Below are 23548 nucleotides of genomic sequence, written 5' to 3' on the forward strand. Positions count from 1 at the left end.
GCAAGGAGGAACCGGATGTCACGTCGCACAGTCGATGTCGAGCGCGTATACGACCACCCCGCGGACGAGGACGCATTCCGCGTCCTGGTGGACCGGTTGTGGCCGCGCGGTCTACGCAAGGACGCGTTCCATTACGACGAGTGGGCAAAGGACCTCGCGCCGTCGGCGCAACTGCGCAAGTGGTACGCGCACGACGCCGCGCTGTTCTCGGAATTCCGCATCCGGTACATCCACGAACTGACGGCAGCATCCGGACGCGACGCCGTCGCCCGGCTCGACCGCCTCGCCGACGGGCGCCCCCTCGTGCTGCTCACCGCGACGCACGATCTCGACCACAGCGGCGCCGTGGTCCTTGCCGAACATCTCAGGGGGGCGTGATGACGGCCCGCGACCACGACACCGGTGGCGACCCGGTGTGCTGGCTCGACCGGGTCTGCCCGGAGTGCGGACTGTTCCTCGAGGACGTGGACGAGCCCTGCCCCCGCTGCGGACACGCCGACGGACCCGGGAACACCGATCGCGTCGATCCCCTACCGTCACCCCGATGAGCGTTCCGTCCGAGATCCTCGACCCGGCTCGCGCCGCGCGCCGCGTCACCGTACTCACGGGCGCGGGCATGTCCGCCGAGAGCGGGGTCCCGACGTTCCGGGACGCCCGGGCCGGCCTGTGGTCCGAATTCGACGCGACCTCCCTTGCAACCCCGGAGGGGTGGCGTGCCGATGCGTCGCCGACGCCGATCTGTTGCCCGTCGTCGGCACCTCGGGTGTGGTGTATCCCGCGGCCGGGCTGCCCGGATCTCGCTCGCGGTCACGGCGTGCCGGTCGTCGAGATCGGGCCGGAACCGACGGAGATCTCCGACCGGACGGATCACGTGTGGCGCACCACGGCGGCGGTGGGACTGCCCGAACTGGTCGCGGCGCTAAGGTGACGAACGTGGGAACCTGTGTGTTCTGCGACATAGTGGCCGGCACAGCCCCGGCGACACCGGTGTTCGAGGACGAGAACGTCGTCGCGTTCCTCGACATCCGGCCGATCACGCGCGGTCACACCCTGGTGGTGCCTCGTGCGCACGCGGCACGGCTCGAGGACCTGGATCCGGACGACGGCGCGGCCATGTTCCGTACCGCGCAGCACCTGTCGCGGGCGCTGACCCGTTCGGACCTGGCGCCCGACGGCGCGCATCTGGTGCTCAACGACGGGCGGGCCGCGTTCCAGACCGTCGCCCACGCACACCTGCACGTGCTGCCCCGCTGGAGCGGCGACCGACTGCGCCTGGCGGCCGGGCTGGCCCGGCGCCGTCCCCACGATCCGGACGCGATCGCAGCCCTGATTCGCGCCGGACTGGACCGATTGGAAGCGGAGGACCCCCGTTGAGCACCGAACACACTCCCGAATCCCCCACCCCGGAGTTTCCCGTCGAGCAGATCCGTTCGCTGCTGTTCGAGCAGTTCGCGGTGATCGACGATCTGCTCGCCGGCGTCGACGGGGACACCTGGTTCACGCCGTCGACGCTCCCGGGCTGGACCGTCAAGGACATCGTGGCGCACCTGATCGGTACCGAGTCGATCCTCGCGGGCGAGGACACTCCGCACGTCGACATCGACGTGCACGCTCTCGGGCACGTCCACAACGAGATCGGCGCGCTCAACGAGCGGTGGGTGGAGTCGCTGCGCGGCACCCCGGGCGCCGGTGTCCTCGACCGGTACCGGCGGATCGTGTCGCGTCGCCACGACCAGCTCGCGTCGATGACGCAGGAATGGTTCGACGCGCCCGCGCAGACCCCTGCGGGTCCGGCGACATACGGGCGGTTCATGCGTATCCGCGTATTCGATTGCTGGATGCACGAACTCGACATCCGGGACGCGCTCGGAACTCCCGGCGACGAGGGCGGTGCGCGCGCGGAACTGGCGGTCGCCGAGATCGTCGGGTCGCTGGCGTACGTCGTCGGCAAGCTGGGCAAGGCCCCGGACGGGTCGCGCATCACGTTCGAACTGACGGGCCCGCTCGCCCGCACCCTGCACCTGGAGGTCCACGGACGGGCCGCGCTGGTTCCCGAACTGTCGGGTCCGGCGACCAGCACGATCACGCTGGATTCGGGTTTGTTCGCACGGCTGGCGGGCGGGCGCGTCCACGCGTTCGATCACCTCGACGAGATCACGCTCGGTGGCGACACCACCACCGGCCGGCGCATCGTCGAGAACCTCGCGTTCACCATCTGACCGCGTTCACGGATCCGACAACGCCGATGCGTCTGTTCCTGTCCTCCTATCGTTTCGGCGCCGACCCGGCGGCGCTGCTGCGCATCACCGGCCCGCCCGGGCCGATCGCGGTGATCGCGAACGCCGCCGACGCATGGCCCGCTCGGGCCCGGCGGTCCACGGTGCTCAGCGAGTTCGGTCCGTTGCGCGAACTCGGGTTCGATCCCGTCGAGGTGGATCTGCGCGACCATCTCGGCTCGCCGGCATCGCTCCGCGCCCGCCTGGCCGATTTCGAGGCGGTGTGGGTGCGCGGCGGCAACACGTTCGTGTTGCGGGCCCAGCTCGCACGGTCCGGCGGTGATTCCGTGCTCACCGAACTCGTGCGGTCCGGGGCGCTCGCGTACGCCGGTTACAGCGCCGGGGCGTGCGTGGTGACACCGACGCTGAGCGGCGTCGAGTTCTCCGACGATCCGGCCGAGGTGCCGCCGACGTGCGGGATCGACCCTCAGTGGGACGGTCTGGGCCTGGTGGAGTTCGCGATCGTGCCGCACGCGGGTGGGTCGCCGTTCGACGACGGCGGCAGCGGCCGCGCCGTGGATCACCTGACGCGCAACGACATCGCGTTCCGCGCGCTGACCGACGACGAGGCGATCGTCGTGGACACGTCGGAGGGAACAGGTACTTCTCACTGCTAACATCCGACGATGGAGTCGCTGTCGGATCTGTTCACCGCCGGGACCGCACCCTGGTGGGCGGCGCCCGTGGCGCTGGTCGTCGGCGTGGTGCTCGGGATCGTCGCCACGCGGGCCGGCCGGAGATCGGCCCGTCAGCCGGCGCCCGCGCCGACGCTGCGCGCGAGCGATCGCGCCCTGCACGTGCGGTTCCTCCACACCGCGGACACCGTGCACAACCATCTGTTCGAACTGGACCGGTCCGCACTTGCCGACGTCGAACTCGCCGAAGCGCTGCACTCGGACGATCCGCACCTTCGTGCGATCGCGCGCGGCATCGTCGACCTCGACGCCATCGTCAACGAGATGCGGCTCACCGCACCGGATCCGGTGCTCGCCGCGGCGGAATCCGCGTTCGCCTTCCTCACCGCGTCGTCGAGCGACGGCACCGACGACCCCGACGCGTTCCGGGACCGCTACGTCACCGAGAAACGCCGGTTCGTCGACGCGGTCCGGGCCGCGCATCCTCCGGCGGCGCCGGGTTCCTGAGCGGAATCCCGACGCCGGCCCGGTCAGGACGTGATGTTGATCGGACCCGGTGTCCACCATCCCGGCCGGGTCACGGCGGTGGTCTCGATCCGTGCCGGACCGGCCGCACGGTCGATCGGGACGAACTGCTCGATCGAGCCCCAATCGCGTCCCCAGTCGTGTTCCAGATAGGACGGGATCGTGCGCGCCCCCAGCAACAGCTGGGTCCAGCCGAGCGGTCCGCCCCCGTAGTGGTCCTGCCACATGCCGGTCACCACGGCCAGCGGCCGGTCCGGGGAGATCCGGTATTCGGGAACCTCGGCGACGCCGTTCGCGTGGAGCATCTGATGCTGGCACGGGAAGTTCAATCCGACCGCCCAATCGAGAAGCACCGGGGTGTCACGACCGAGCGCATCCTGCAGGGTCCGGGTCTGCGGAACCCGCGGAGGCGTGAAAGCCAGCCATTGCTCGGGCCGGATGTCGTGGTCGGTCGCGACGATCCGGACCACGTCGGCTGACTGCGGCACGGCGTCGAGCGGCACCCGCAGGTTCCGCCACGAGGGGGTCGGACCGATGTCGAGCGGTGTCACCGATCCCCCCGCGACGACGCCGTCGGGCGTCCGGGTGCCGTACTCGAGCACCAGATCCTGCCCGTAGGTTTCGACCCCGTCCGGGTCGATCGACCGGATCCGCCCGGCCACCGAGATCGACACCAGATCACCCCTGGACCCGGAAATGTCCGGGTCGGGAAGCAGGTACCAGTCGGTGGTCACCCCGGCGGCGCCGCCGGCTCCGTAACTGCCCAGCACCGGCGTGGTAGCCGGATCGAGCCCGAACGGCAGGGCGACGGTACTGCCGTTGATTCCCTCGCCGCCGAAGCCGCCACCGGTTCCGGCCGTGCCGCCGGAGGTGTTCTGGTCGTCGTTGGTGCGGTCGACGGCGTTCGCGGTCCCGGAAGCGACCTCCTCGCTGTCCGGGGTGAGGTCCGGTGCCACGCCACCGGGCGTGAATCCGTCGGCCCCACCCGCCGTCGGCGCGCCGCCGATATCCCCCGAGAGCGGTTGCAACATCGACGCATTGGGGTCGGTTTCGAGAAGTACGTCGTTCGCGAGCCCGCAGGGTGAACCCGTGAGCGCGTCGATGTTGGATCGCGCCACCGAATAGGCGGGGTACTGCGACACCGCGCCCTTGGCGAGGGACAGCACTTCGAACACCACCAGCGCCGCAGCCGCGACCGTCAGCGGCGGAATCGCCCACACGCGGGAGGGGGTGTCGGTGCGGACCGAGGCGGCCGGATGGACGTGGAACCAGGCCGCCACGCCCAGGAACAGTACGGCGACCGCGAGGAGCGCGACCGCGAAGCCGTGTCCGGCGATCGACGGCGCCTTGTCGAACCAGGGCACGCCGTAACTCGACACGTACCACCAGTCGTTGCGGCCGGCGAACGACATCGCGACGACCCCGGTGACCGCGGCGGCGAACAGGGCCCGGTTGCGCCGGGACCGCAGGACCGTAGGGGCCACCGCGATCGACGCCGCGACCGCCACGGCAGCGGCCAGGCCGGCGTAGATCCCGAAGTGGTGTGTCCACTTGGTGGGCAGCAATGTCGTCAGGGCCATAGCACCGATCGTGATTCCGGCGATGCGGCGGGACGGCCCGAGCGCCGCGCCGGGAATCCGCCCGCGCCGCAGCAACGCCACCACCAGGGTCAGCAGGCAGAGAACCATCGTGAACACCGCGAATCGTCGCGCGAGCGAGCCGTCGGTCGTGTCCTGGAACAACCACTGATAGCGCAGGTACTCGTTGAACCACGGCTCGTCCGGCGGGAGGACGTGCACGCGCTGCATCTCCCGCACAGCGGCGACGGTCTGGTCCGCGAATGCCGCGACGAGCACGACCGTCCCCGCGGTCACCACCGGCAGCAGCTGCGCAGCGTATCCGGCCGTCCGCGCCCGGTCGGCGACGATCTTCGCGATCGGGCGCGCACCGGCGATCAGCGCCGCGAAGCAGATGATGCCGGACGGACCGGCGGTGACGGTGACCGCCGCGATCAGGACGGCCGCGGCCGCGGGCAGCAGCCGCCGCGTCGCGACGGCCCGCTCGACCGAGCACCAGGTCAGCAGCACGCCCGCCGCGACGATCGGTTCCGGTCGCAGGCCGTTGTTGAACGGCAACCAGAACGCGAGGAACACCAGGGCGCCGGTCCACAGGGGCACCGAGGTTCGTGTAGCGGCCGCGCCGAGGCGCGGTGCGACCTCACGGCTGAGCAGCCACCACGCCAGCAGTCCCGCGGCCAGGGCGGGCAGGCGCATCCAGATGCTCGCTGTCGAGATGTGCGTCATCCACGCGAGGACGTCGTAGAAGGGGGTGCCGAACGGCGCTTCGGGTACCCCGAACCATCGGAAGTAGTTGGCCATGTACCCGGCTTCGCCGGCAGCCCGGGCCATTCCCAGCTGGTAGCCGTCGTCGGAGGTGTTCGCGCCGATCACGTGCCACAGCACCAGCACACCGACGACGACCGCGTCCATCCGGGTGAACGACCACCAGGACGACGGCAGGAACCGGCGTGTGCGGCGCCCGTCGGCCGCGTCGATCCGGTGCAGGGACCACAACGCCAGTGCGGTCGCGAGGATCGCGATCACCATCGCGGCGAGTTTCGGCGGAGTCGGTGACGTCGTGAAGCGGGTGTCGAGGGTCGCGTCGACCCGCAACCCCTCGGGCGCGCTGCCCTCGAGGTCCGAGAACACCCCGACCATCTGCGGGCGCAGGTCGCGGTCGACGACCTGCTCGGGGATGGTGGCGTCCGGCCCGGTCACCGCGGCGACCGTCCGGGTCGGTGTCGAGGAGACGGTCACCGCGCAGTCCCCTCCGCCGAGCGCCGTGACGGGCTCGGACAACAGAATCGTGTCCCGCGCGATCACCTCGAACCGGGAGTCCGGGCCGTCGCCGATCACCCGCGCCGAGAGTGCCCATCGGTCCGGCGCTGCCGCACCGACGGGCGCGGTCGAGACCACGACTCCGCCACCCGCGTCCGCCAGATCCCGCACCGTCGTGCACGGGACGGTGATGTCCAGCTCGATCGGGCTGTAGGAAACGAGCGGTGCCGTGACTCCGGAGAGCGATCCGTCCTGCGGCCACGAGAGCTTCGCCTCGGTCTGCTGCACCGGCAGGAACGGGATCGCGAGTGCGGCGAGAATCCCGACCAGACCACCGACCGTCGCGAGCAGGCGGGCCCGTGCGAACCCGGAATGCGGCCGAGGGGTCCCGTTACGGTCCCGGCTTCCGGTGGGGGTGCTCGGCGACGGTCCGGTCACGGCATCGGTTTCGGTCACGACAGCCGAGCTTATCCAGATCCCGGGCGCGATCCCCCGGCCCCCGGGTCCGCACGGAACCCGAAGCGGGGACGCCGAGAGCGGCCGATCTGTTACCGAAGTGACACAAGATGCAGCTGTGACTGCTGTTACGTTGGCACGGCATCGAATGTGTGGCATCACCGACCAAGGACACCCACCGGAGGTCCCATGCCCCCGTCTCTGCGACGACGCCTCGCTCTCACCCTGCCGGTGTCCCTGACCGCAACGTGCGTGCTCGTGCTCGGTGGAACCGGGACGGCACACGCTGCATGCCCGCCCGGCAGTGGCACGGGCAGCGCCCGAATGCCCAGCACCGGCAGTGCCCTGCCCGGCAGTTCCGAACCCGGCGTGACCCCGATCCCGTGGCTCAACGGACAGGACGGCCGGCTCCCCGGATTGAAGGGCACCACCACCGCGGTGTCGCACCTGACCGGGCTGATGGGCGCCAACGACACCGTGCCCCGGTTCTCGGTGCTCGGCACCGATCTCGGCATCATGTGGGACAACGGGGACGGCGAGGTTCTCGCGGCGTTCGGGGACACGTTCGGGTTCAACCGCAATCCGCTGTGCGGTCTCGTCGGTGATTGGCGCAGCAACGTCCTGTTCCGCAGCAGCGACCGTGAACTGGGCAACGGCATGAGCATCGACAGTGCCCCGCTGGATCGACCGAACCACGCCGGGGAACTGATCGAGAGCCGGAAGATCAACGGCGTCGAGGTGACCACGATTCCCACCGCGGGCATCGCGATCGACGGTGTCCAGTACCTCGATTTCATGTCGGTGCGCAGCTGGGGTGCGCCCGGCGAGTGGCACACGAACTTCTCCGCGCTCGCCTCGTCCGCGGACAACGGCGAGACCTGGACGGTCCATCCGCTCACCGCACGGCTGAACGAACCACTCAGCGGCAACACCGACTTCCAGATGGGCGCGTTCGTCGAACACGACGGCTGGGTGTACCGGTTCGGCACCCCGTCCGGGCGCAACGGCGCCGCACACCTGGCCCGGGTGCGACCCGGATCACTGCTCGAGCCGCTCGCCTACGAGTACTGGGACGGCTTCGGGGTGTGGGTGCCGTCCGACCCGAAGACGGCGGGCGTCGTGATTCCCGGTCCGGTCAGTGAACTGTCCGTCGCCTACAACGAGCATCTCGGCGGCTTCGTCGCGTTGTACACCGATGCGACGAACTCGGTCGTCGCGCGGACCTCCACGTCGCTCGAATCCGGCTGGAGCGAACCGGTGGTGCTGGTGAGCAGCCGGGACGTGCCGAGCGTGTACGGCGCGTACATCCACCCGTGGTCGTCGGGCAAGGACCTGTACTTCCTGGCCAGCACCTGGTCCGACTACAACGTGATGTTGCTGCGCACCGACCTCGACGCCGCGGGGCTGCCGAAACCGGCGAGTCCGACGCCACCCGCGTGACCGCCCGTATCGTCACATCATGGCCCTCATCCACCACGCACAGCTGTCGCCGTCCAAGTCGGAGATCCTCGCAACGTGGGTTCCGACGCAGCCATGGTCGGGAGGTTCCGCCGAACTCGAACGCGTCGATGCGTACCGGTTCGACGATCCCGACGGCGAGGTCGGCATCGAGACACACCTGCTGCGGACCGCGGACGGCCGGGTACTGCACGTACCGCTGACCTATCGCGGGGCTCCGCTCGGCGGGGCGGAGGATTCGCTCGTCGCGACGATGGATCATTCGGTGCTCGGAACCCGCTGGGTGTACGACGCGTGCGCCGACCCGGTGTACGTCGCCACGCTGGTCACCGCGATCGCAACCGGCGGTGGCGCAGCCGACCTCGTCGACGCCGAGACCGGCAAGGCCACGCAGGGATCGGTGAAGGTGAGCGGCAGCGGAACTCCCGATTCGCCGGTGCCCACCATCGGCCGGATCGCCCACACGAGCGACGCGACGACGACCACCGTCTCGGCGGGAGGCGTCGGCATCGTGCTGATGCGCGTGATCGACACGTCCGCCGGGCTGCCGGAGGGGGCCGGGGTGCTCACCGGGACGTGGCCCGGCCAGGGCTCCCCCACACTCCTCGCCGTCCTGCGTCCCGGCGTCGGTAGGGTGAAATCATGAGCCACAACAACGAGAACCGCCGCGTCGAGCACCTTCCCGAGCAGTCGCGTTTCGCGCTGTACATCGGCGACGCGCTCGCCGGGTACGCCGACTACACGCAGGTCGGTGCCGTCCGCGATTTCGACCACACCGTCACCGAGCCGGAGTTCCGCGGCCAGGGCGTCGCCGGCGACGTCGTGCGCCACGCCCTGGACGCGACCCGCGCCGAGGGCCTGAAGATCGGCACCTCGTGCTCGTACGTCGAGAAGTTCGTTTCCGAGCATCCCGAGTACCGCAGCTGATCGTTGCCCGAGCGGGCCGACCGCCGCACACATCCGGCGCCGCCGCGGCCCTGTCGTGGCGGCGCCGCGCTATCGGATCGGACGGTTCTCGTTCCATCCGAGTTCGACGGAGGCGTGGCACCGGTCCGGTTCGTCTCCGGCGGCCACGAAGAGCGCCGTCAGCATGGGGACGGCGTGCTCGAGCGTCGCGACCGGAAGCGGTCCGCCGGCCACCAGCGACGCCAGACCATGGCCTACCGTCCAGCTCTGCGTGGCCAGCTCGAGCGGCTCGACGTCGGGCCGGAACCGGCCGCCCTCGCGTCCCCGCAGCGCCGCTTGCACCAGATACTCCAGCGTCGCGTCCGCGGCGGCGAGATCCTCGAGGTCCACGCTCGCGTCGAACATCACGCGATAGAGATCGGGATGGTCGAGTGCGTTGCCGAGATACGAGGTGACGAGCGCGGCCAGGTCCCGCACCGGGTCGGCGGAGACCGGCATCGTCGCGAATCTGTCGGCGAGCCGCGTGAATCCCTCCTGCCGCAACGCCTTCCACATGCCGTCCATGCTGCCGAAATAGGTGTACACGGCCATCGTCGACACCCCGGTCCCGGCGACGAGCGACCGGAGGGTGATGGGTTCTCGGGTGCGGAGCATGTGTGCGGCCCGCTCGATCAGCAGGGTGCGCACCGCCGGGTCCTTCGTCCTCGCCACGCGCCGATTTTACATAGCATTGCATTGTTATATTATTTGGCGTCGTCCGTCCCCGACCCACGGAGCAGCCATGACCATCACCCTCGTCGACCCCGACAACCTTCCGGCCGTCGACCTCTACCGCCAGGTCTCGGTCGCCACCGGCTCGCGCCTGATCTTCGTCGCCGGCCAGGTCGCCGTCGACGCCGAGGGCAACACCGTCGGCGTCGGCGACTTCACCGCCCAGGTCGAGCAGTGCTACCTCAATCTCCACACCGCGCTGGCCGCGGCGGGCGCCTCGTTCGACGACGTCGCCAAGTTGACGGTCTACATCCCGGATTGGAACCCGGAGAACATGCCACTGTTCGCCGAGGGCATCACCCGGGCCGCAACACGACTCGGCATCGAACCGCCTGCCGCTCCCCTCACCGGTATCGGCGTGACCGCCTTGGCGGCCCCCGATCTCCTCGTCGAAGTGGAGGCCACTGCCGTGGTGGACGACTGAGCGGCACCCTTCGCAGGCGGTATCGGCGGCCGCCCACGTCCTGGACGTGGGCGGCTGTCCCGTTCGTACGCGGCGACACCTCGATCTCCGACTATGTACAAATGAGACTCATATGTCTAGACAGTGGATCGGTTCGCGCGTAACGTCCACCGCAGGGTGATTCAGGTCATATCCAGGAGGACAGGGTGACGACGCGCGACATCGACCGGACACAGCCGGCACCTGCACAGCAGTGGCACGACCGCAAGCGGTATCTGTGGCTGCTCGGATTGGTCCCGCCGACGGCGATCTTCGTCGCGACCGGACTGGTATGGGCGTTCGGCCGGCTCGGCTGGACCGCGGTGGCACCGGTGTGGTGGTGGATCGGACCGCTGCTCGTCTACGTCCTCCTGCCGATCCTGGACCGCTTCTTCGGCCCGGACGGCCAGAACCCGCCCGACGAGGCGATGGAACGTCTCGCCGCGGACCGGTACTACCGGTACTGCACCTACGCCTATATCCCGTTCCAGATCGCCAGCCTCGTCTTCGCGTGCTACCTGTGGTCGGCCGAGCACCTCGGATGGCTCGGTCTCGACGACGGCCTCGGACTCGTGTCGAAGATCGGCCTGGCCATCAGCATCGGCGTGATGGGCGGCGTCGGCATCAACACCGCGCACGAACTCGGCCACAAGAAGGAACAACTCGAGCGCAGGCTGTCGAGAATCGCTCTGGCCCAGACCTTCTACGGCCACTTCTACATCGAGCACAATCGCGGCCATCATGTCCGTGTCTCCACGCCCGAGGATCCGGCCAGTGCCCGTTTCGGTGAATCCTTCTGGACGTTCCTGCCGCGCAGCGTGTGGGGTGGCGTGAAGTCCTCGTGGCAACTCGAGAAGGCACGTCTGGAACGACTCGGCAAGGGCCCGTGGACATTCCACAACGACGTACTGTCAGCGTGGCTGATGTCGGTGGCTCTGTTCGTCGTGCTCGTCGTCGTGTTCGGTCCGGTGGTGTTGCCGTTCCTGATCATCCAGGCCGTGTACGGCTTCTCACTGCTGGAATCGGTGAACTACCTCGAGCACTACGGATTGCTGCGCCGCCGCACCGAATCCGGTCGCTACGAGCGCTGCACGCCGGAGCACAGCTGGAACTCCGACCACATCGTCACCAACATCTTCCTGTACCACCTGCAGCGTCACAGCGACCACCACGCGAATCCGACCCGCCGCTACCAGACGCTGCGCAGCATGGACGGCGCCCCGAATCTGCCCAGCGGCTACGCGAGCATGATCGGGCTCACGTACTTCCCCCCGCTGTGGCGCAAGGTGATGGACCATCGGGTTCTCGACCACTACGACGGCGATCTGTCCCGCGTGAACATCCAGCCGGGCAAACGCGAGAAGGTTCTCGCCCGATACGGCGAGGCACGCTGATGGCCGCGTACGAATGCCCGGTGTGCACTTACGTCTACGACGAGACCACCGGCGCACCCCACGAAGGATTCCCGGCCGGCACCGCATGGGCATCGGTCCCCGACGACTGGTGCTGCCCCGACTGCGGTGTCCGCGAAAAGATCGACTTCGAGCCGAGAGGCGTCTGACATGTCCACCGATTACCGGCTCTTCCGCTGTCTCGTCTGCGGTTTCGAGTACGACGAGGCAGCCGGCTGGCCCGACGAAGGTATCGAACCGGGCACCCGCTGGGAGGACATTCCGGACGACTGGTCGTGCCCGGACTGCGGGGCGGCCAAGGCGGACTTCGAGATGATCGAGATCGTTCGGCGCTAGCCGGGACTAACTGAAGCCCATGACCCGGTCGCCCCACATCTCACGAAGATGCCCGTCCGGATCGGGGACGACCGAGTCGGTGGCGTCGAGCACGAGGGTCATACGGGTCTCGGCCGTGTACGGCGTCCAGTGGCGGGATCCGTCGAGCGCGGCGGGCATCCCGTGGTGCGCGAACGCCGTCCAGCGGCGCCGGATCCGGCCGGACAGTTCGGTGGCGGCCTTCCGGCCGCCGAGCCAGAACGTCGGATCGTGCCCGAGTGTGCCGAAATTGCCGAAGACGTAAGGCAGTTCAGTGGCGTGCCCGGCTCCGATCCGCGCCGCCCGGAGGGCGGGCGTGGCATGGTCGAAACGGTACACCCAGGTCGCTGAATGCGCGCTGTGCGCGTCGGCGATCCACAGCACCGGCATCCGGAAACCCGCGTCGCGCGACAGGGCCATCGCACCACTCGGTTTCGTCTCGGCCGGGTACGCCGCGACGATCTCCTCGATCCGCTCCGGCGGCAGGTCCGCCCCGTCCGCGGCGAGGGCGGCGAACATGCCCTGCACCGCGGTGTCGTCGACCGGCATCAACGGGGACTTCATCCACCGGAAGATCGACGGCTCGTCCCGGTTCGATCCGATGATCAACGGGATCCGGTGGGAAAGGCCCTTCTGGAACGCCGCCACCGGGTACTTCGGCACGAGATCACGATCGACGACGGGCGCCAGCGCCAGGGTGCCCGGCACCTCGAGCGGGACCCGGCGGGCCAGTTCGTCGCCGGCCGCGACGAGCTGCTCGTACGGCAGATCCCGCAGCGCCGACACCCGGGACCGCGGGACGCCGACGATCTCCAGGAACCGTTCCGCCACGCTCGCGGCACGCTCACGCCCGTACGCCGACGTCGCCGGCGGTGACTGCGCGATGGCCGCATGGAACAGCCCCTCGGCGCGCGGCACCGTCATCAGCGTGGTGATCGAGCCACCGCCCGACGACTCCCCGAACACCGTCACCCGCGCCGGATCGCCCCCGAACGCCGAGATGCAGTCGCGCACCCATTCCAGCGCCGCGATCTGGTCGCGCAACCCCAGGTTCGATTCGAACGTCGACTCCGCCGTCGAGAACGACGACAGGTCGAGGAACCCGAGAGCCCCCAGCCGGTAGTTGAGGGTCACCACCACGACGTCGCCGGTCTCGCAGAGCTGCCGGCCGTCGTAGATCTTCTGGCCCGAATAACCGAGCACGTAGGCGCCGCCGTGGATCCACACCATCACCGGGCGCGGCTCGCCGTCCGGCTCGGGCGCCCAGATGTTCAGCGAGAGGCAGTCCTCCCCGATCGTCTGGTCGGCGTCGACCCGGATCGGGTTGTCGCGGCCCTGTGGTGCGACCGGACCGAAGTCCCGGCAGTCGCGCACCCCGGCCCACGGCTCCGGCGGCTCGGGGGATCGGAAACGCAGGTCACCACCCGCGGAGGCCGCGTAGGGAAGCCCCTTCCACACGAACACCGAACCGTCCCGGTATCCGCGCGCCGAACCGTACTTGCAGTCGATCGTGAGCGTCTCGGATTCCACGTGACCTCCCGTTCCCGAACTGTCGCCAAGGTACCAACAATCTGCACAGGCGATGCAGAGTCCGGACCGCGACCGCCGGTTCCCTAGCCGCCGGCCCCGTCCACCACCGCATCCGCCGCAACCTGTTCCCCGGTCGTCGCCACGACTCCGTCCGCGAGCGGTTCGAGGAAGCCGATGTGCGCGAAGTAGCTCACGTACCAGGCCAGCACCTCGTCGTCGACCACCGGGCATTCGATGCCGGTGTCCGCGAGCGCGCGGCGCGCGTTGGTGTCGTCGAAGTCCTCTGCCTCGGACAGTCCCTGCGCGAACTCCCCCGCGACCAGCATCGCCCGGGTGAGCCGATCGTCGCCCTGCTCGGACAGCGTCTGCGAGGTCTCGACGAGAGCGGTCGCGAACACCTCGTCGGACACGGGACGCAGCGTGAACCCGTGCGCCCGCAGCCGCGCGACGAGATCGTCCGCGGCGACGCGACGCCGGTTGACGAGGTGGAAGTTCCCGCCGATCGTCGAGGGCTCGAGGGCGAGCGCGACCAGCGCCCCCGCGACGTACGTGACGGGGACGAGCGCGACCGAACCGACCGCCGACTCCGGCACCATCCGCAGCGCCACCATCGCCCGGACGACGTTCCAGAACGCGTCGTCGGTCCCGGCTGCGCCGGACACGGTGTCGCCGCTGATCAGTCCCGGCCGATAGATCGAGACCGGGATACCACGACGCCGCGCGACGGCGACGAGTTCCTCGGCGACCCACTTGCTGCGCACGTACCCCGAGTCCATCACCCGCTCGGTGGCCAGCCGCTCGTCCTCGCCCACGAGCCGCGGTGTTCCGTCCTCGGACACGGGCAGGGCCGTGTCGGTGAGCACCGAGCCGGTGGAGACGAAATGGACGGGCTTGACCGTTGCGGTGACCGCGAGCCGGAGCACCTCCTCGGTGCCGGACACGTTGGCCGCACGCATCCTGCTGTACGGCTCGATGTGGTTGACGCGGGCGCCGTTGTGCACGATGACGTCCACACCGCGCGCGAGATCGTCGAACTCCGTCTCGGACAGTCCGAAGCGCGGCTGTGCCAGGTCACCCGGCACCACCACGATCCGTCCGCGGTAGTACTCGCGCCACAATCCGAAGGCCCGCAGACCCGCCTCGATCCGGTCCAGTCCCTCCGCCTCGGAGTTCGTCCGCACCAGGCACCACACCCGCATGCCGCTGTGCGAGAGCAGATCCCGCAACAGGTACCGGCCGAGGAAGCCGGTGGCTCCGGTGAGCAGCACGCGCCGGCCGTCCGGCCGGGCCGCCGGGATCCCGTCCGGGACGATGTCCGCGGCAAGGTCGAGGTCGCCCTCCCACTCGGCGGCGGGCGAAGCGTCCGGTGCTCCGGCCTCGATCAGCCCGGCCAGCCGGTAGACCGGCGCGTGCTCGAACAACTGCGGGACCGTGACCTCCACACCGAAACGATCGGCGACGGCGGAGGCCAGCGACAGGATCAGCAGCGAGTGCCCGCCGAGATCGAAGAAGTCGTCGTCCGCGCCGACCCGGTCGACGCCGAGCAGGCGCGCGTAGATCTCGGCGACGCCCTGCTCGTACCGGGTCGACGGGGCACGGAACGCCCGCGAGACAACCGACGGCGCCGGCAGTGCCCGCCGGTCCAGCTTGCCGGACGGGGTGAGCGGCAGCGAGTCGAGCACCACCATCGCCGAGGGCACCATGTGCGCGGGCAGCCGGGACGCAGCGGCTCGCAGCAGTTCCTGCTCGTCGAGGTCGCGTCCGACCGTGGGCACGACGTAGGAGACGAGCCGCGGGGCGGTGTTCCGCCCCACCGTCACGGCCGCGGCGACCGCGTCGTCGGCCAGGAGCACCGCGTCGATCTCGCCGAGTTCGATGCGCAGTCCGTGGATCTTGACCTGGAAATCGGAGCGTCCGTGATAGACGAGTTCGCCGGTGGCGGTACGGCTCGCCACGTCGCCGGTGCGGTACATGCGCTCGCCCCACCCGCCGTGGGGATCGGCGACGAAACGATCCGCGGTGAGCGCGGACCGACGGTGATAGCCGCGGGCCAGGGCGTCACCCACCAGATACAGCTCTCCGGGTACGCCGACCGGAGCGGGCCGCAGCCGCGAATCGAGCACCAGGTGACCTGCTCCGCGCACGGGATGACCGAGAGCGATCGGCGCGTCCGGCGACAGCGGGCCGGCGGTGTGCGTCATGATCGTCGCTTCGGTGGGTCCGTACGCGTTGAACACGGCACGGCCACCGGCCGACCATCGGCCGACCACGTCGCCGGTCACCGCCTCGCCGCCGGTGACGAGGACGCGACAGTCGTCGAGGCCGTCCGGGTCGACGGTCGCGGCAACGGACGGGGTGAGGAACGCGTGGGTGACGGCCCGGTCCCGCATCAGCCCGGCGAGCGCGGCGCCGCCGTACTCGTGCGCCGACGCGACGACGACGGTCGCGCCGGCCGAGAGCGCGAAGACCTGTTCGAGGACGGACGCGTCGAAGCTCGGGGAGGCGACGTGCAGCACGCGGGACCGCGTGTCGATCCGGTACCTCTCCCGCACCTCCACACACAGGTTGTACAGGCCCGTGTGTGTGACGGTCACGCCCTTCGGCGTGCCGGTCGAGCCGGAGGTGTAGATCACGTATGCGACGTCACCGGGATGCACCGGCGGGAATTCATCCCGAGCGGAGTCGGAATACGGTGCGGCGGCGAATGTCTCGACGCCCTCCTCGTCGAGTGCGAGCCACCGGGGGCCGGCGGGCAACGCGGGACGATGCCCGGTCAGCGTAAGCCCCACGCGGGCACCGGAATCCGCGACGACGTACGCGAGCCGGTCCGCAGGATGGTCCACGTCGACGGGAACGAACCCGGCACCGCAGCGCGCGACCGCCCACATCGCGAGGATCGATTCGGCCGACCTGGGGACGGCGACGAGCACGAGATCGCCTCGGCCGACCCCGCTTTCGCGCAGCACCCGGGCCCACCGGCGCGCCGCGGCGTCGAGGGCTCCGTAGGTCAGTGCGGTGTCGCCGCTCACCACCGCGACCGCGGTGGGATCGGAGGCGGCCGCGTCGAGCAGGTCGGGCAGTGCCTGCGGCCGCAGGCCGACCCGGCGGCCCGACGCGAGCACCCCGGCCCGCTCGTCGGGCGACAGGATCTCGACGTCGCCGACCGCCGTGCCGGGCGCTGCGGTGACGGCGTCGAGGATCCGTACCAGACGCTCGGCCAGAACCTCGACGGTCGCGGCGTCGAACAGGTCGGTGGCGTAGCCGATCACCAGCGACAGCGCCCCCGGCCCGTCGCTTCCGTCGGTGGTCTCACCGATCGCGAACTGCAGATCGAACTTCGACAGGTGCGTCTCGACCGGCAGTTCCGCGACGGTCAGTTCCGGCAGCGCGAGTTCCTGCCGCGCGAAGTTCTGGTAGGCCAGCGCGACCTGGAACAGCGGATGCCGTCCCGGCGACCGCTCGGGATCGAGAACCTCGACGAGCCGCTCGAACGGCACCTCGGAGTTCGCGTGCGCGCCGAGGTCGATGTCCCGGACCCGGGAGAGGAACGCGCCGAACGACTCGGCGGGGTCGACCTCGGTGCGGAGCACGACCGTGTTGACGAACATGCCGACGAGATCGTCGAGCACCCGGTGGCCGCGGCCGGCCAGCGGGCTGCCGACGGCGATGTCGGTGGACCCGGACAGTCGCGCCAGCAGCAATGCCAGCGCGGCATGCACCACCATGAACGGTGTGGCACCGGAACGTTCGGCCGTCGCGTCGATCGCGGCGCGGGTCGCGGCCGGGATCGTCGCGTGGATCTGCCCGCCGCGACCGGATCCGGTCGCGGGCCTGCGACGGTCACTCGGCAGGTCGAGTTGTGCAGGCAGTCCGGCGAGCCGCTCCTGCCAGTAGGCCAGTTTCCGGCTGTGGCTCGATTCCGGATCGGTTTCGTCGCCGAGGATCTCACGCTGCCACAGCGCATAGTCCGCGTACTGCACGGGCAGCGGTTCCCAGTCGGGCGCCTCCCCGGCGACCCGGGCGGTGTAGGCGGTCGCGAGGTCCCGGATCAGCGGGGCCACCGAGAACCCGTCCGCGGCGATGTGGTGGACGACCACCGCGAGCACGTACTCGTCGCCTCCGGTGTGCAGGAGCCGTGCGCGGACGGGAATCTCGGCGGTGACGTCGAATCCGGCGGCGACGAGGGCTGCCAGCTCCCCGTCGAGACGGTCGGCGGGGAGCTCGAGGACCGGCAGCTGCGGCTGTGCCTGCTCCCCGGTCAGCACGACCTGGTGGCCGGTGCCGTCCGATTCGGGATAGACGGTGCGCAGCACCTCGTGCCGGGCCACGACATCACCGAACGCCTCGCGCAGGGCGTCGACGTGCAGGTTCCCGGACAGCCGGACGACCAGCGGGATGTTGTGCAGGCCCGAACCGGTGTCGAACCGGTTGAGGAACCACATCCGGGACTGGGACCAGGACAGCGGGAGCCGCTCCGGCCGGGGCCCGGCAACCGGTCCCCCGACGGCACCTGCGGACTCGGAATCCTCGATCAGCGAGGCGAACTCGGCGACGGTGCGGGTGTCGAACAAGGACCGCACCGTCACTTCCGCGCTCAGCGCGTCGGAGAGTCGCGCCGCGACCTGGGTGGCCGACAGCGAGTTCCCGCCGAGCGCGAAGAAATCGTCCTGCGCTCCGACCGCTTCGACACCGAGAACGGCGGCGAACACGTCCGCGACGAGCTTCTCCACCTCGGTGGCGGGCGACACGAACTCGCGGGCCGCGAAAACCGGGGCGGGCAGGGCCGCGCGGTCGAGCTTGCCGGACGAGGTGACCGGGAAACCGTCCACGACCACGATCGTCTCCGGCACCAGGTGGGCGGGCAGGACACGGACGAGCGCGCTGCGCAGCGCTTCGGGGTCCACACCGGCCGCGACCTCGGCCGGTGCCGGGACGACGTACGCGACGAGCCGGTCGCCGGTGGCGGCGGAATGCACCGTCGCGATCGCCTGCGCCACCTCCGACCGGTTCAGCAGCGCCGACTCGATGTCGCCGAGCTCGATGCGCACCCCTCGGATCTTCACCTGGGAGTCGGTGCGGCCCAGGTACAGCAGGTGTCCCTCGGCGGTCCACCGCACGACGTCGCCGGTGCGGTACAGACGTGTCCCGGGCGGCCCGAACCGGTCCGCGACGAACCGTTCGGCCGTCAGGTCCGGCCGGCCGTGGTACCCGCGGGCCTCCTGCACACCGGACAGGTACAGCTCACCCGGAACCCCCACGGGAACCGGGTGCATGCGCGAGTCCAGTACCACCGCCCGGGTGTTCCACACCGGGCGTCCCATCGGCACCGGACGCGACGCCGGATACGGCATCGGCGGCACCAGGGCCGAGGTCGCGTGCACCGTGAACTCGGTGGGCCCGTACAGATTGTGGACCGCAGCGCGCGACACCGCCCGGAACGCACCGACGGTGGCCGCGGGCAGCGCCTCACCCGCCACGGCGACCGCACGCAGCGTCCGCAACGCCGCCGGGTCGGGCACGGTCGTCGCGAACACCGACAGCATCGACGGCACGAACGAGGTCAGGGTGATCGCGCGGCGGGCGATGATGTCGGCCAGTTGCCGCGGGTCGCGGTGCGCGTCCGGCGGGGCCACCACCATCCGGGCACCGGATGCCAAGGGCGCGAACATCTCCCACACCGACACGTCGAACGTCGCGGGGGTCTTCCACAGGACGGTATCGGCGACGCTGATCCGGAGCAGATCCGCGATCCACAGCAGCTGGTTGACCACCGCCCGATGCGGCACGGCGACGCCCTTCGGTTCGCCGGTCGACCCGGACGTGAACAACACGTATGCCGTGTTGTCGGGACGCAGCGGCGCGAGCCGTTCCGCGTCGTGGAGCGGTCCGTCGCCGACGTCGGGGACGTCGCCGATCCGCAACACGGGCACCGCGGGGTCCCCGTCGTGCCAGTCGACACCGGATCCGACGAGCACCGCCACAGGACGTGCCGCGGCGAGCACTCGCTCGGTGCGTGCGGCGGGCTGATCGGGATCGACCGGGACGTACGCGCCACCGGCGTGCAGAACCGCGTGGGCCGCCACCAGCAGCTCGGTCGAGCGCGGTGCGACGATCGCGACGGTGCGCTCGGGGCCGACCCCGGCGGCGACGAGCCGGCGTGCCGTCCGGTGCACCCGTGCGGCGAAGTCCGCGTAGGTCAGGACGCCGTCGTCGTCGATGACGGCCTGCAGGTGCGGGGTGCGTGCGGCCTGCGCATCGAGCAGCCGCGGCACGGTGGCCGGCGGCACCGGCCGATCCGTCGAGTTCCACCGCCCGAGCACGGTGCCCAGCTCGGCCCGATCCAGCAGCCGGTGGTCTCCGACGGCACGATCGGGTGCGGCGGTGGCCTCGGCGAGGATCCGCACGAGACGCCGCACGAACACCGCGACCGTGCCTGCGTCGAACAGGTCCGTCGCGTAGGCGACCTCACCGTGGATGCCGCCCGGCTCGCGGTCATCGCCGAAACGCTCGGCGAGGGTGACCTGGAGATCGAACTTCGCCCGGCGCGTCGGGACGTCGACGGCGGCGACGGTCAGCGACGGAAGTTCGAGTTCCGTCACCCCGAGGTTCTGGAATGCGAGCATCACCTGGAAGAGCGGGTGGTAGGCCTGCGACCGCGCCGGCGCGAGGTCCTCGACGATGCAGTCGAACGGCACGTCCTGGTGACCGAACGCCCCGAGGTCGATGTCGCGGACCCGGGCCAGCAGCTGCGTGAACGACTCCGACGCGTCGATCGGGGTGCGCAGCACGAGCGTGTTGACGAACATGCCGACGAGTTCGTCGAGGCCCGCGTCGCCGCGCCCGGCGGAGGGGGTACCGACCGCCACGTCGGAGGTTCCGGACAGTCGCGCGAGAAGCACCGCGAGCGCCGCGTGCACCACCATGAACTCGGTGGTGCCGGTCGCGCGGGCCAGTTCGGTCACCGCCCGGTGGATGTCCTCCGGGATCTCCACGGGGACCGCGGCGCCGGCCTGCGACGCCACCGCCGGACGCGGCCGATCCGTGGGCAGCTCGAGCCGGTCCTGCAGTCCCGCGAGTTCCTCGCGCCAGTAACCCAGCTGCCGCGCGATGAGCGAATCGGGCTCGTCGGCGTCACCGAGCCGATCCCGCTGCCACAGTGCGTAATCCGCGTACTGCACCGGAAGTGGGAGGCGTTCGGGGGCGATTCCCTCCGTCCGTGCGCCGTAGGCGCGCATCAGGTCGCGGGTGAGCGGCCCCGCCGAGAATCCGTCCCCGGCGATGTGGTGGACGACGACGACGAGGACGTGCTCGTCGTCCGCCACCCGCAGCAGGTGGATGCGCACCGGGGCGGCCTCGGCGATGTCGAATCCCTCCGACACCAGCGCGTCGATCCGGGCCGGGACCTCGTCCGGCCCGACCGTCTCGATCGGGACGGCCCGCTGGGCGCCGCCGATCGGAAGCACCAGCTGGGTGCCGGCGCCGTCCACCTCCGGGTAGGCGGTGCGCAGCACCTCGTGCCGCTCCACGAGATCGCCGACGGCCTGCTGCAACGCGTCGACGTCGAGGTCGCCGGTGAGACGGACCGCGAGCGGGATGTTGTAGAGGGCGGAGCCGGGGTCGAGGCGGTCGAGGACCCACAGCCGGGTCTGCGCCGGCGCCAGTGGAACCGGATACGGTCGCGGGGTGGCGACCAGGGCTCCGCCGGCCGGGTCGTCGCCGGTCGTCCGGTCCACCAGCCGCGCGACGCCGCTGACCGTCGGGGCGTCGAAGAAGTCCTGGACGGACAGCGGCCGCCCGAGCCGCGCCGAGATGCGGGAGGCCGCGCGGACCGCGCCGAGCGAATTGCCGCCGAGCGCGAAGAAGTCGTCGTCACCGCCGACCCGGTCCCGGCCCAGCATCTCCGCGAACACCGCGGCCACCACCGTTTCGGTGGGCGTCTCGGGCAGGCGGTCGTCGTCGGCCGGCACCGGCGCCGCGGGCGCAGGCAGCGCCGCGCGGTCGAGCTTGCCGCTCGTGGTCAGCGGGAACTCGTCGAGCACGCAGTACGCGGTGGGAACCATGTAGTCCGGCAGGGACGCGGAGAGCGCGGCGACGAGAGCGTCCTCGTCCCACGAGGCGGCCGGGTGCAGCCGCACGTACGCGACGAGCCGATCGCCCAGTGTGTCGTCGCCGTGCACGCGCACGGCGGCCTGTGCGATGCCGTCCTGCCGGGTGAGGGTCTCCTCGATCTCGCCGAGCTCGATGCGCAGCCCGCGGATCTTGACCTGGAAGTCGCTGCGTCCCAGGTATTCCAGCTCGCCGCCGCGCGAACGCACCACGAGGTCGCCGGTCCGGTACATGCGCTCACCGGGAGCTCCGTACGGGTTGGCGACGAATCGTTCGGCGGTCAGTTCCGGCCGGGCGACGTACCCGCGGGCCAGCTGCGTCCCGGCGAGGTACAGCTCGCCCTGCGCACCGGCCGGCACCCAGTTCAGTGCGCTGTCGAGGATCAGCAGATCGGTGTCGGCGATGGGGGCACCGATCGGCACCGAGTCGACGTCGGCGTCGGTGACCTCGTGGTGGGTCACGTCGACGGCCGCCTCCGTGGGGCCGTACAGGTTGTGGACCGCCACCGCGGGCAGCAACTCCCGGACCAGCACGGCGATGCGCGCCGGCAGCGCTTCGCCGGACGCGAACAGGTACCGGAGCGAGGTGAGCGAATCGAGTTCGGCTTCGGTGACGAACACCGCGAGCATCGACGGCACGAAATGTGCGACGGTGACACCGCGATCGCGCATGAGGTCCGCGAGGTAGCGCGGGTCCCGGTGCCCCTCGGGCGCGGCGACGAGGAGCCGCGCCCCGGTCTGCAACGGCCAGAACAACTCCCACACGGACACGTCGAACGTGACGGGGGTCTTGTGCAGCACCACGTCGGCGGAGTCGAGCCGGTACCGATCCTGCCGCCAGCGCAGGTTCGCGACGATCGCCTCGTGGCTGACGGCGACACCCTTCGGGCGTCCGGTGGATCCGGAGGTGAAGATGACGTAGGCGGTGTCGGCCGCGTGCAGCGGACGCCGGCGTTCGGCATCGGTGAGCGGCTCCGCCGACACGGACCCAAGCTCGAGTGCCGACACGTCGAGCACCTCGATGCCCTCGGGCACGGGCACCGGTGCAGCGGACCCGGTGAGCAGAACCGCGGGCTCGGCGACGTCGAGGATGTACGTCAACCGCTCGGCGGGGTGGTCGGGATCGAGCGGCACGTACGCGCCGCCCGCCTCGAGCACCGCGTACACGGCCACGAGCAGATCGAACGAGCGCCGCAACGCGACGGCGACGGTGACGCCCGGGCCGACGCCGGACGCGACGAGGTGGCGGGCCAGGCGCCGGGACCGGTCCGCGAGGTCGCCGTAGGTGTGCTCGACGCCCTCGAACTCGACGGCCACGGCATCGGGCGTCGCGGCGGCCTGCACGGCGAAGGCCGCGGGCAGCGTCTCCGGTCGCACCGGTTCCGGTGCCTGCTCCTCGGCCGCGAACGCGGCGAGGTCGTCGGACAGTTCGGCGAGGGCGACGGCGACGTCGTCGGGACCGGTCCCGGCGAGTCCGGGCAGCAGGCCGGTCAGCACGACGGGGACGAGCGCATCGGGTCCGATCGCGTCGCCCATGGCGGCGCCGAGTGCGGCCAGTTCCTCGTTGAGCCCGGCGTAGGTGACGACCGCTCCGTCGCGGACCAGAGCCACCCGCTCGGGGTCACGCGAGACAACGTTCGCGATCAGTCGCGGCAGATTCCCGAGATCCGACCGTCCGGAATCCTCGACGTCCCGCATCCCGTCTTCCACCTTTCCCCATCACTGTGCGCAGGCGGAGTCGCCGTCGACACCGTCCCGCGACCGCCCGAGCGCGAGCCGGGAGGTCTCGCAGCATGGTCGTCGCACGGAATCGTCGGGAAACTTCACACCGGTGGCGACCG

At 70.5% G+C, this 23548-nt stretch carries 17 protein-coding genes and 1 pseudogene; 14 read left to right on the forward strand and 4 right to left on the reverse strand.

Annotation, left to right across the window (positions count from 1 at the left end; genetic code table 11):
- Positions 1-15 precede the first annotated feature (15 nt).
- The 7 genes and pseudogenes from A8G15_RS10645 to A8G15_RS10670 all read left to right on the forward strand — a co-directional run bounded on the left by A8G15_RS10645 (position 16) and on the right by A8G15_RS10670 (position 3418).
- Positions 16-378 carry a DUF488 domain-containing protein gene (locus A8G15_RS10645; RefSeq protein ID WP_068158877.1) on the forward strand — a complete coding sequence of 121 codons (363 nt, stop codon included), beginning with the start codon at positions 16-18 and terminating at the stop codon, positions 376-378.
- Complete coding sequence (locus A8G15_RS31065; RefSeq protein WP_169833881.1) at positions 378-548, forward strand: hypothetical protein; 171 nt, start codon at positions 378-380, stop codon at positions 546-548. Before A8G15_RS10645 ends, A8G15_RS31065 begins: the two co-directional genes overlap by 1 nt.
- Positions 545-928: pseudogene (locus tag A8G15_RS10650) on the forward strand (SIR2 family NAD-dependent protein deacylase). Before A8G15_RS31065 ends, A8G15_RS10650 begins: the two are co-directional and overlap by 4 nt.
- A 5-nt stretch (positions 929-933) precedes the next feature.
- Positions 934-1374 carry an HIT family protein gene (locus A8G15_RS10655; RefSeq protein ID WP_068158934.1) on the forward strand — a complete coding sequence of 147 codons (441 nt, stop codon included), beginning with the start codon at positions 934-936 and terminating at the stop codon, positions 1372-1374.
- Complete coding sequence (locus tag A8G15_RS10660) at positions 1371-2219, forward strand: maleylpyruvate isomerase family mycothiol-dependent enzyme (protein ID WP_068158881.1); 849 nt, start codon at positions 1371-1373, stop codon at positions 2217-2219. The genes A8G15_RS10655 and A8G15_RS10660 overlap by 4 nt, the downstream gene beginning before the upstream one ends.
- Positions 2220-2245: 26 nt before the next feature.
- A complete protein-coding gene (locus A8G15_RS10665; RefSeq protein ID WP_068158882.1) occupies positions 2246-2893 on the forward strand; it encodes a Type 1 glutamine amidotransferase-like domain-containing protein in 648 nt (215 codons plus the stop codon).
- Positions 2894-2902: 9 nt separating this feature from the next.
- Positions 2903-3418 carry a hypothetical protein gene (locus A8G15_RS10670; protein WP_068158885.1) on the forward strand — a complete coding sequence of 172 codons (516 nt, stop codon included), beginning with the start codon at positions 2903-2905 and terminating at the stop codon, positions 3416-3418.
- Positions 3419-3441: 23 nt separating this feature from the next.
- On the opposite strand, the gene A8G15_RS10675 is transcribed toward A8G15_RS10670, so the two are convergent.
- Positions 3442-6711 carry an arabinosyltransferase domain-containing protein gene (locus A8G15_RS10675; protein WP_068158936.1) on the reverse strand — a complete coding sequence of 1090 codons (3270 nt, stop codon included), beginning with the start codon at positions 6709-6711 and terminating at the stop codon, positions 3442-3444.
- A gap of 207 nt (positions 6712-6918) precedes the next feature.
- On the opposite strand from A8G15_RS10675, the gene A8G15_RS10680 reads away from it, so the two are divergent.
- The 3 genes from A8G15_RS10680 to A8G15_RS10690 are packed head-to-tail and all read left to right on the forward strand — an operon-like array spanning position 6919 to position 9114.
- The gene (locus A8G15_RS10680; protein WP_068158886.1) at positions 6919-8169 is read left to right on the forward strand and encodes a glycoside hydrolase family 183 protein; all 1251 of its coding nucleotides are present in this window, start codon (positions 6919-6921) and stop codon (positions 8167-8169) included.
- Between the two features lie 19 nt (positions 8170-8188).
- Positions 8189-8833 (forward strand): CG0192-related protein, encoded by a 645-nt coding sequence (locus tag A8G15_RS10685; RefSeq protein WP_068158888.1) that lies wholly within the window; start codon positions 8189-8191, stop codon positions 8831-8833.
- Entirely contained in the window at positions 8830-9114 is a 285-nt protein-coding gene (locus tag A8G15_RS10690; RefSeq protein ID WP_068158891.1) for a GNAT family N-acetyltransferase, read from the forward strand. Before A8G15_RS10685 ends, A8G15_RS10690 begins: the two co-directional genes overlap by 4 nt.
- A gap of 69 nt (positions 9115-9183) precedes the next feature.
- Here the strand turns inward: A8G15_RS10690 and A8G15_RS10695 are convergent, their stop codons facing one another.
- A complete protein-coding gene (locus A8G15_RS10695; protein ID WP_068158893.1) occupies positions 9184-9804 on the reverse strand; it encodes a TetR/AcrR family transcriptional regulator in 621 nt (206 codons plus the stop codon).
- A 70-nt stretch (positions 9805-9874) separates the two neighbouring features.
- On the opposite strand from A8G15_RS10695, the gene A8G15_RS10700 reads away from it, so the two are divergent.
- The 4 genes from A8G15_RS10700 to A8G15_RS10715 all read left to right on the forward strand — a co-directional run bounded on the left by A8G15_RS10700 (position 9875) and on the right by A8G15_RS10715 (position 12054).
- Positions 9875-10288 carry a RidA family protein gene (locus A8G15_RS10700; protein WP_068158895.1) on the forward strand — a complete coding sequence of 138 codons (414 nt, stop codon included), beginning with the start codon at positions 9875-9877 and terminating at the stop codon, positions 10286-10288.
- A gap of 185 nt (positions 10289-10473) precedes the next feature.
- Positions 10474-11700: an alkane 1-monooxygenase gene (locus A8G15_RS10705; protein ID WP_068158897.1), complete on the forward strand. Its 1227-nt coding sequence runs from the start codon at positions 10474-10476 to the stop codon at positions 11698-11700.
- Positions 11700-11867 (forward strand): rubredoxin, encoded by a 168-nt coding sequence (locus A8G15_RS10710; protein ID WP_068158899.1) that lies wholly within the window; start codon positions 11700-11702, stop codon positions 11865-11867. The genes A8G15_RS10705 and A8G15_RS10710 overlap by 1 nt, the downstream gene beginning before the upstream one ends.
- A gap of 1 nt (position 11868) precedes the next feature.
- Positions 11869-12054, forward strand: coding sequence for a rubredoxin (locus tag A8G15_RS10715; protein ID WP_068158901.1), 186 nt, complete (start codon positions 11869-11871; stop codon positions 12052-12054).
- Between the two features lie 6 nt (positions 12055-12060).
- Here A8G15_RS10715 and A8G15_RS10720 read toward each other — a convergent pair whose 3' ends face one another.
- Together A8G15_RS10720 and A8G15_RS10725 are read right to left on the reverse strand one after the other, a co-directional pair.
- Positions 12061-13602: a carboxylesterase/lipase family protein gene (locus A8G15_RS10720; protein WP_068158902.1), complete on the reverse strand. Its 1542-nt coding sequence runs from the start codon at positions 13600-13602 to the stop codon at positions 12061-12063.
- An 83-nt stretch (positions 13603-13685) separates the two neighbouring features.
- Complete coding sequence (locus A8G15_RS10725; RefSeq protein WP_156665332.1) at positions 13686-23405, reverse strand: non-ribosomal peptide synthetase; 9720 nt, start codon at positions 23403-23405, stop codon at positions 13686-13688.
- Positions 23406-23548 lie beyond the last annotated feature (143 nt).

The organism is Rhodococcus phenolicus (assembly GCF_001646785.1).
GTDB classification, from domain to species: domain Bacteria; phylum Actinomycetota; class Actinomycetes; order Mycobacteriales; family Mycobacteriaceae; genus Rhodococcus; species Rhodococcus phenolicus.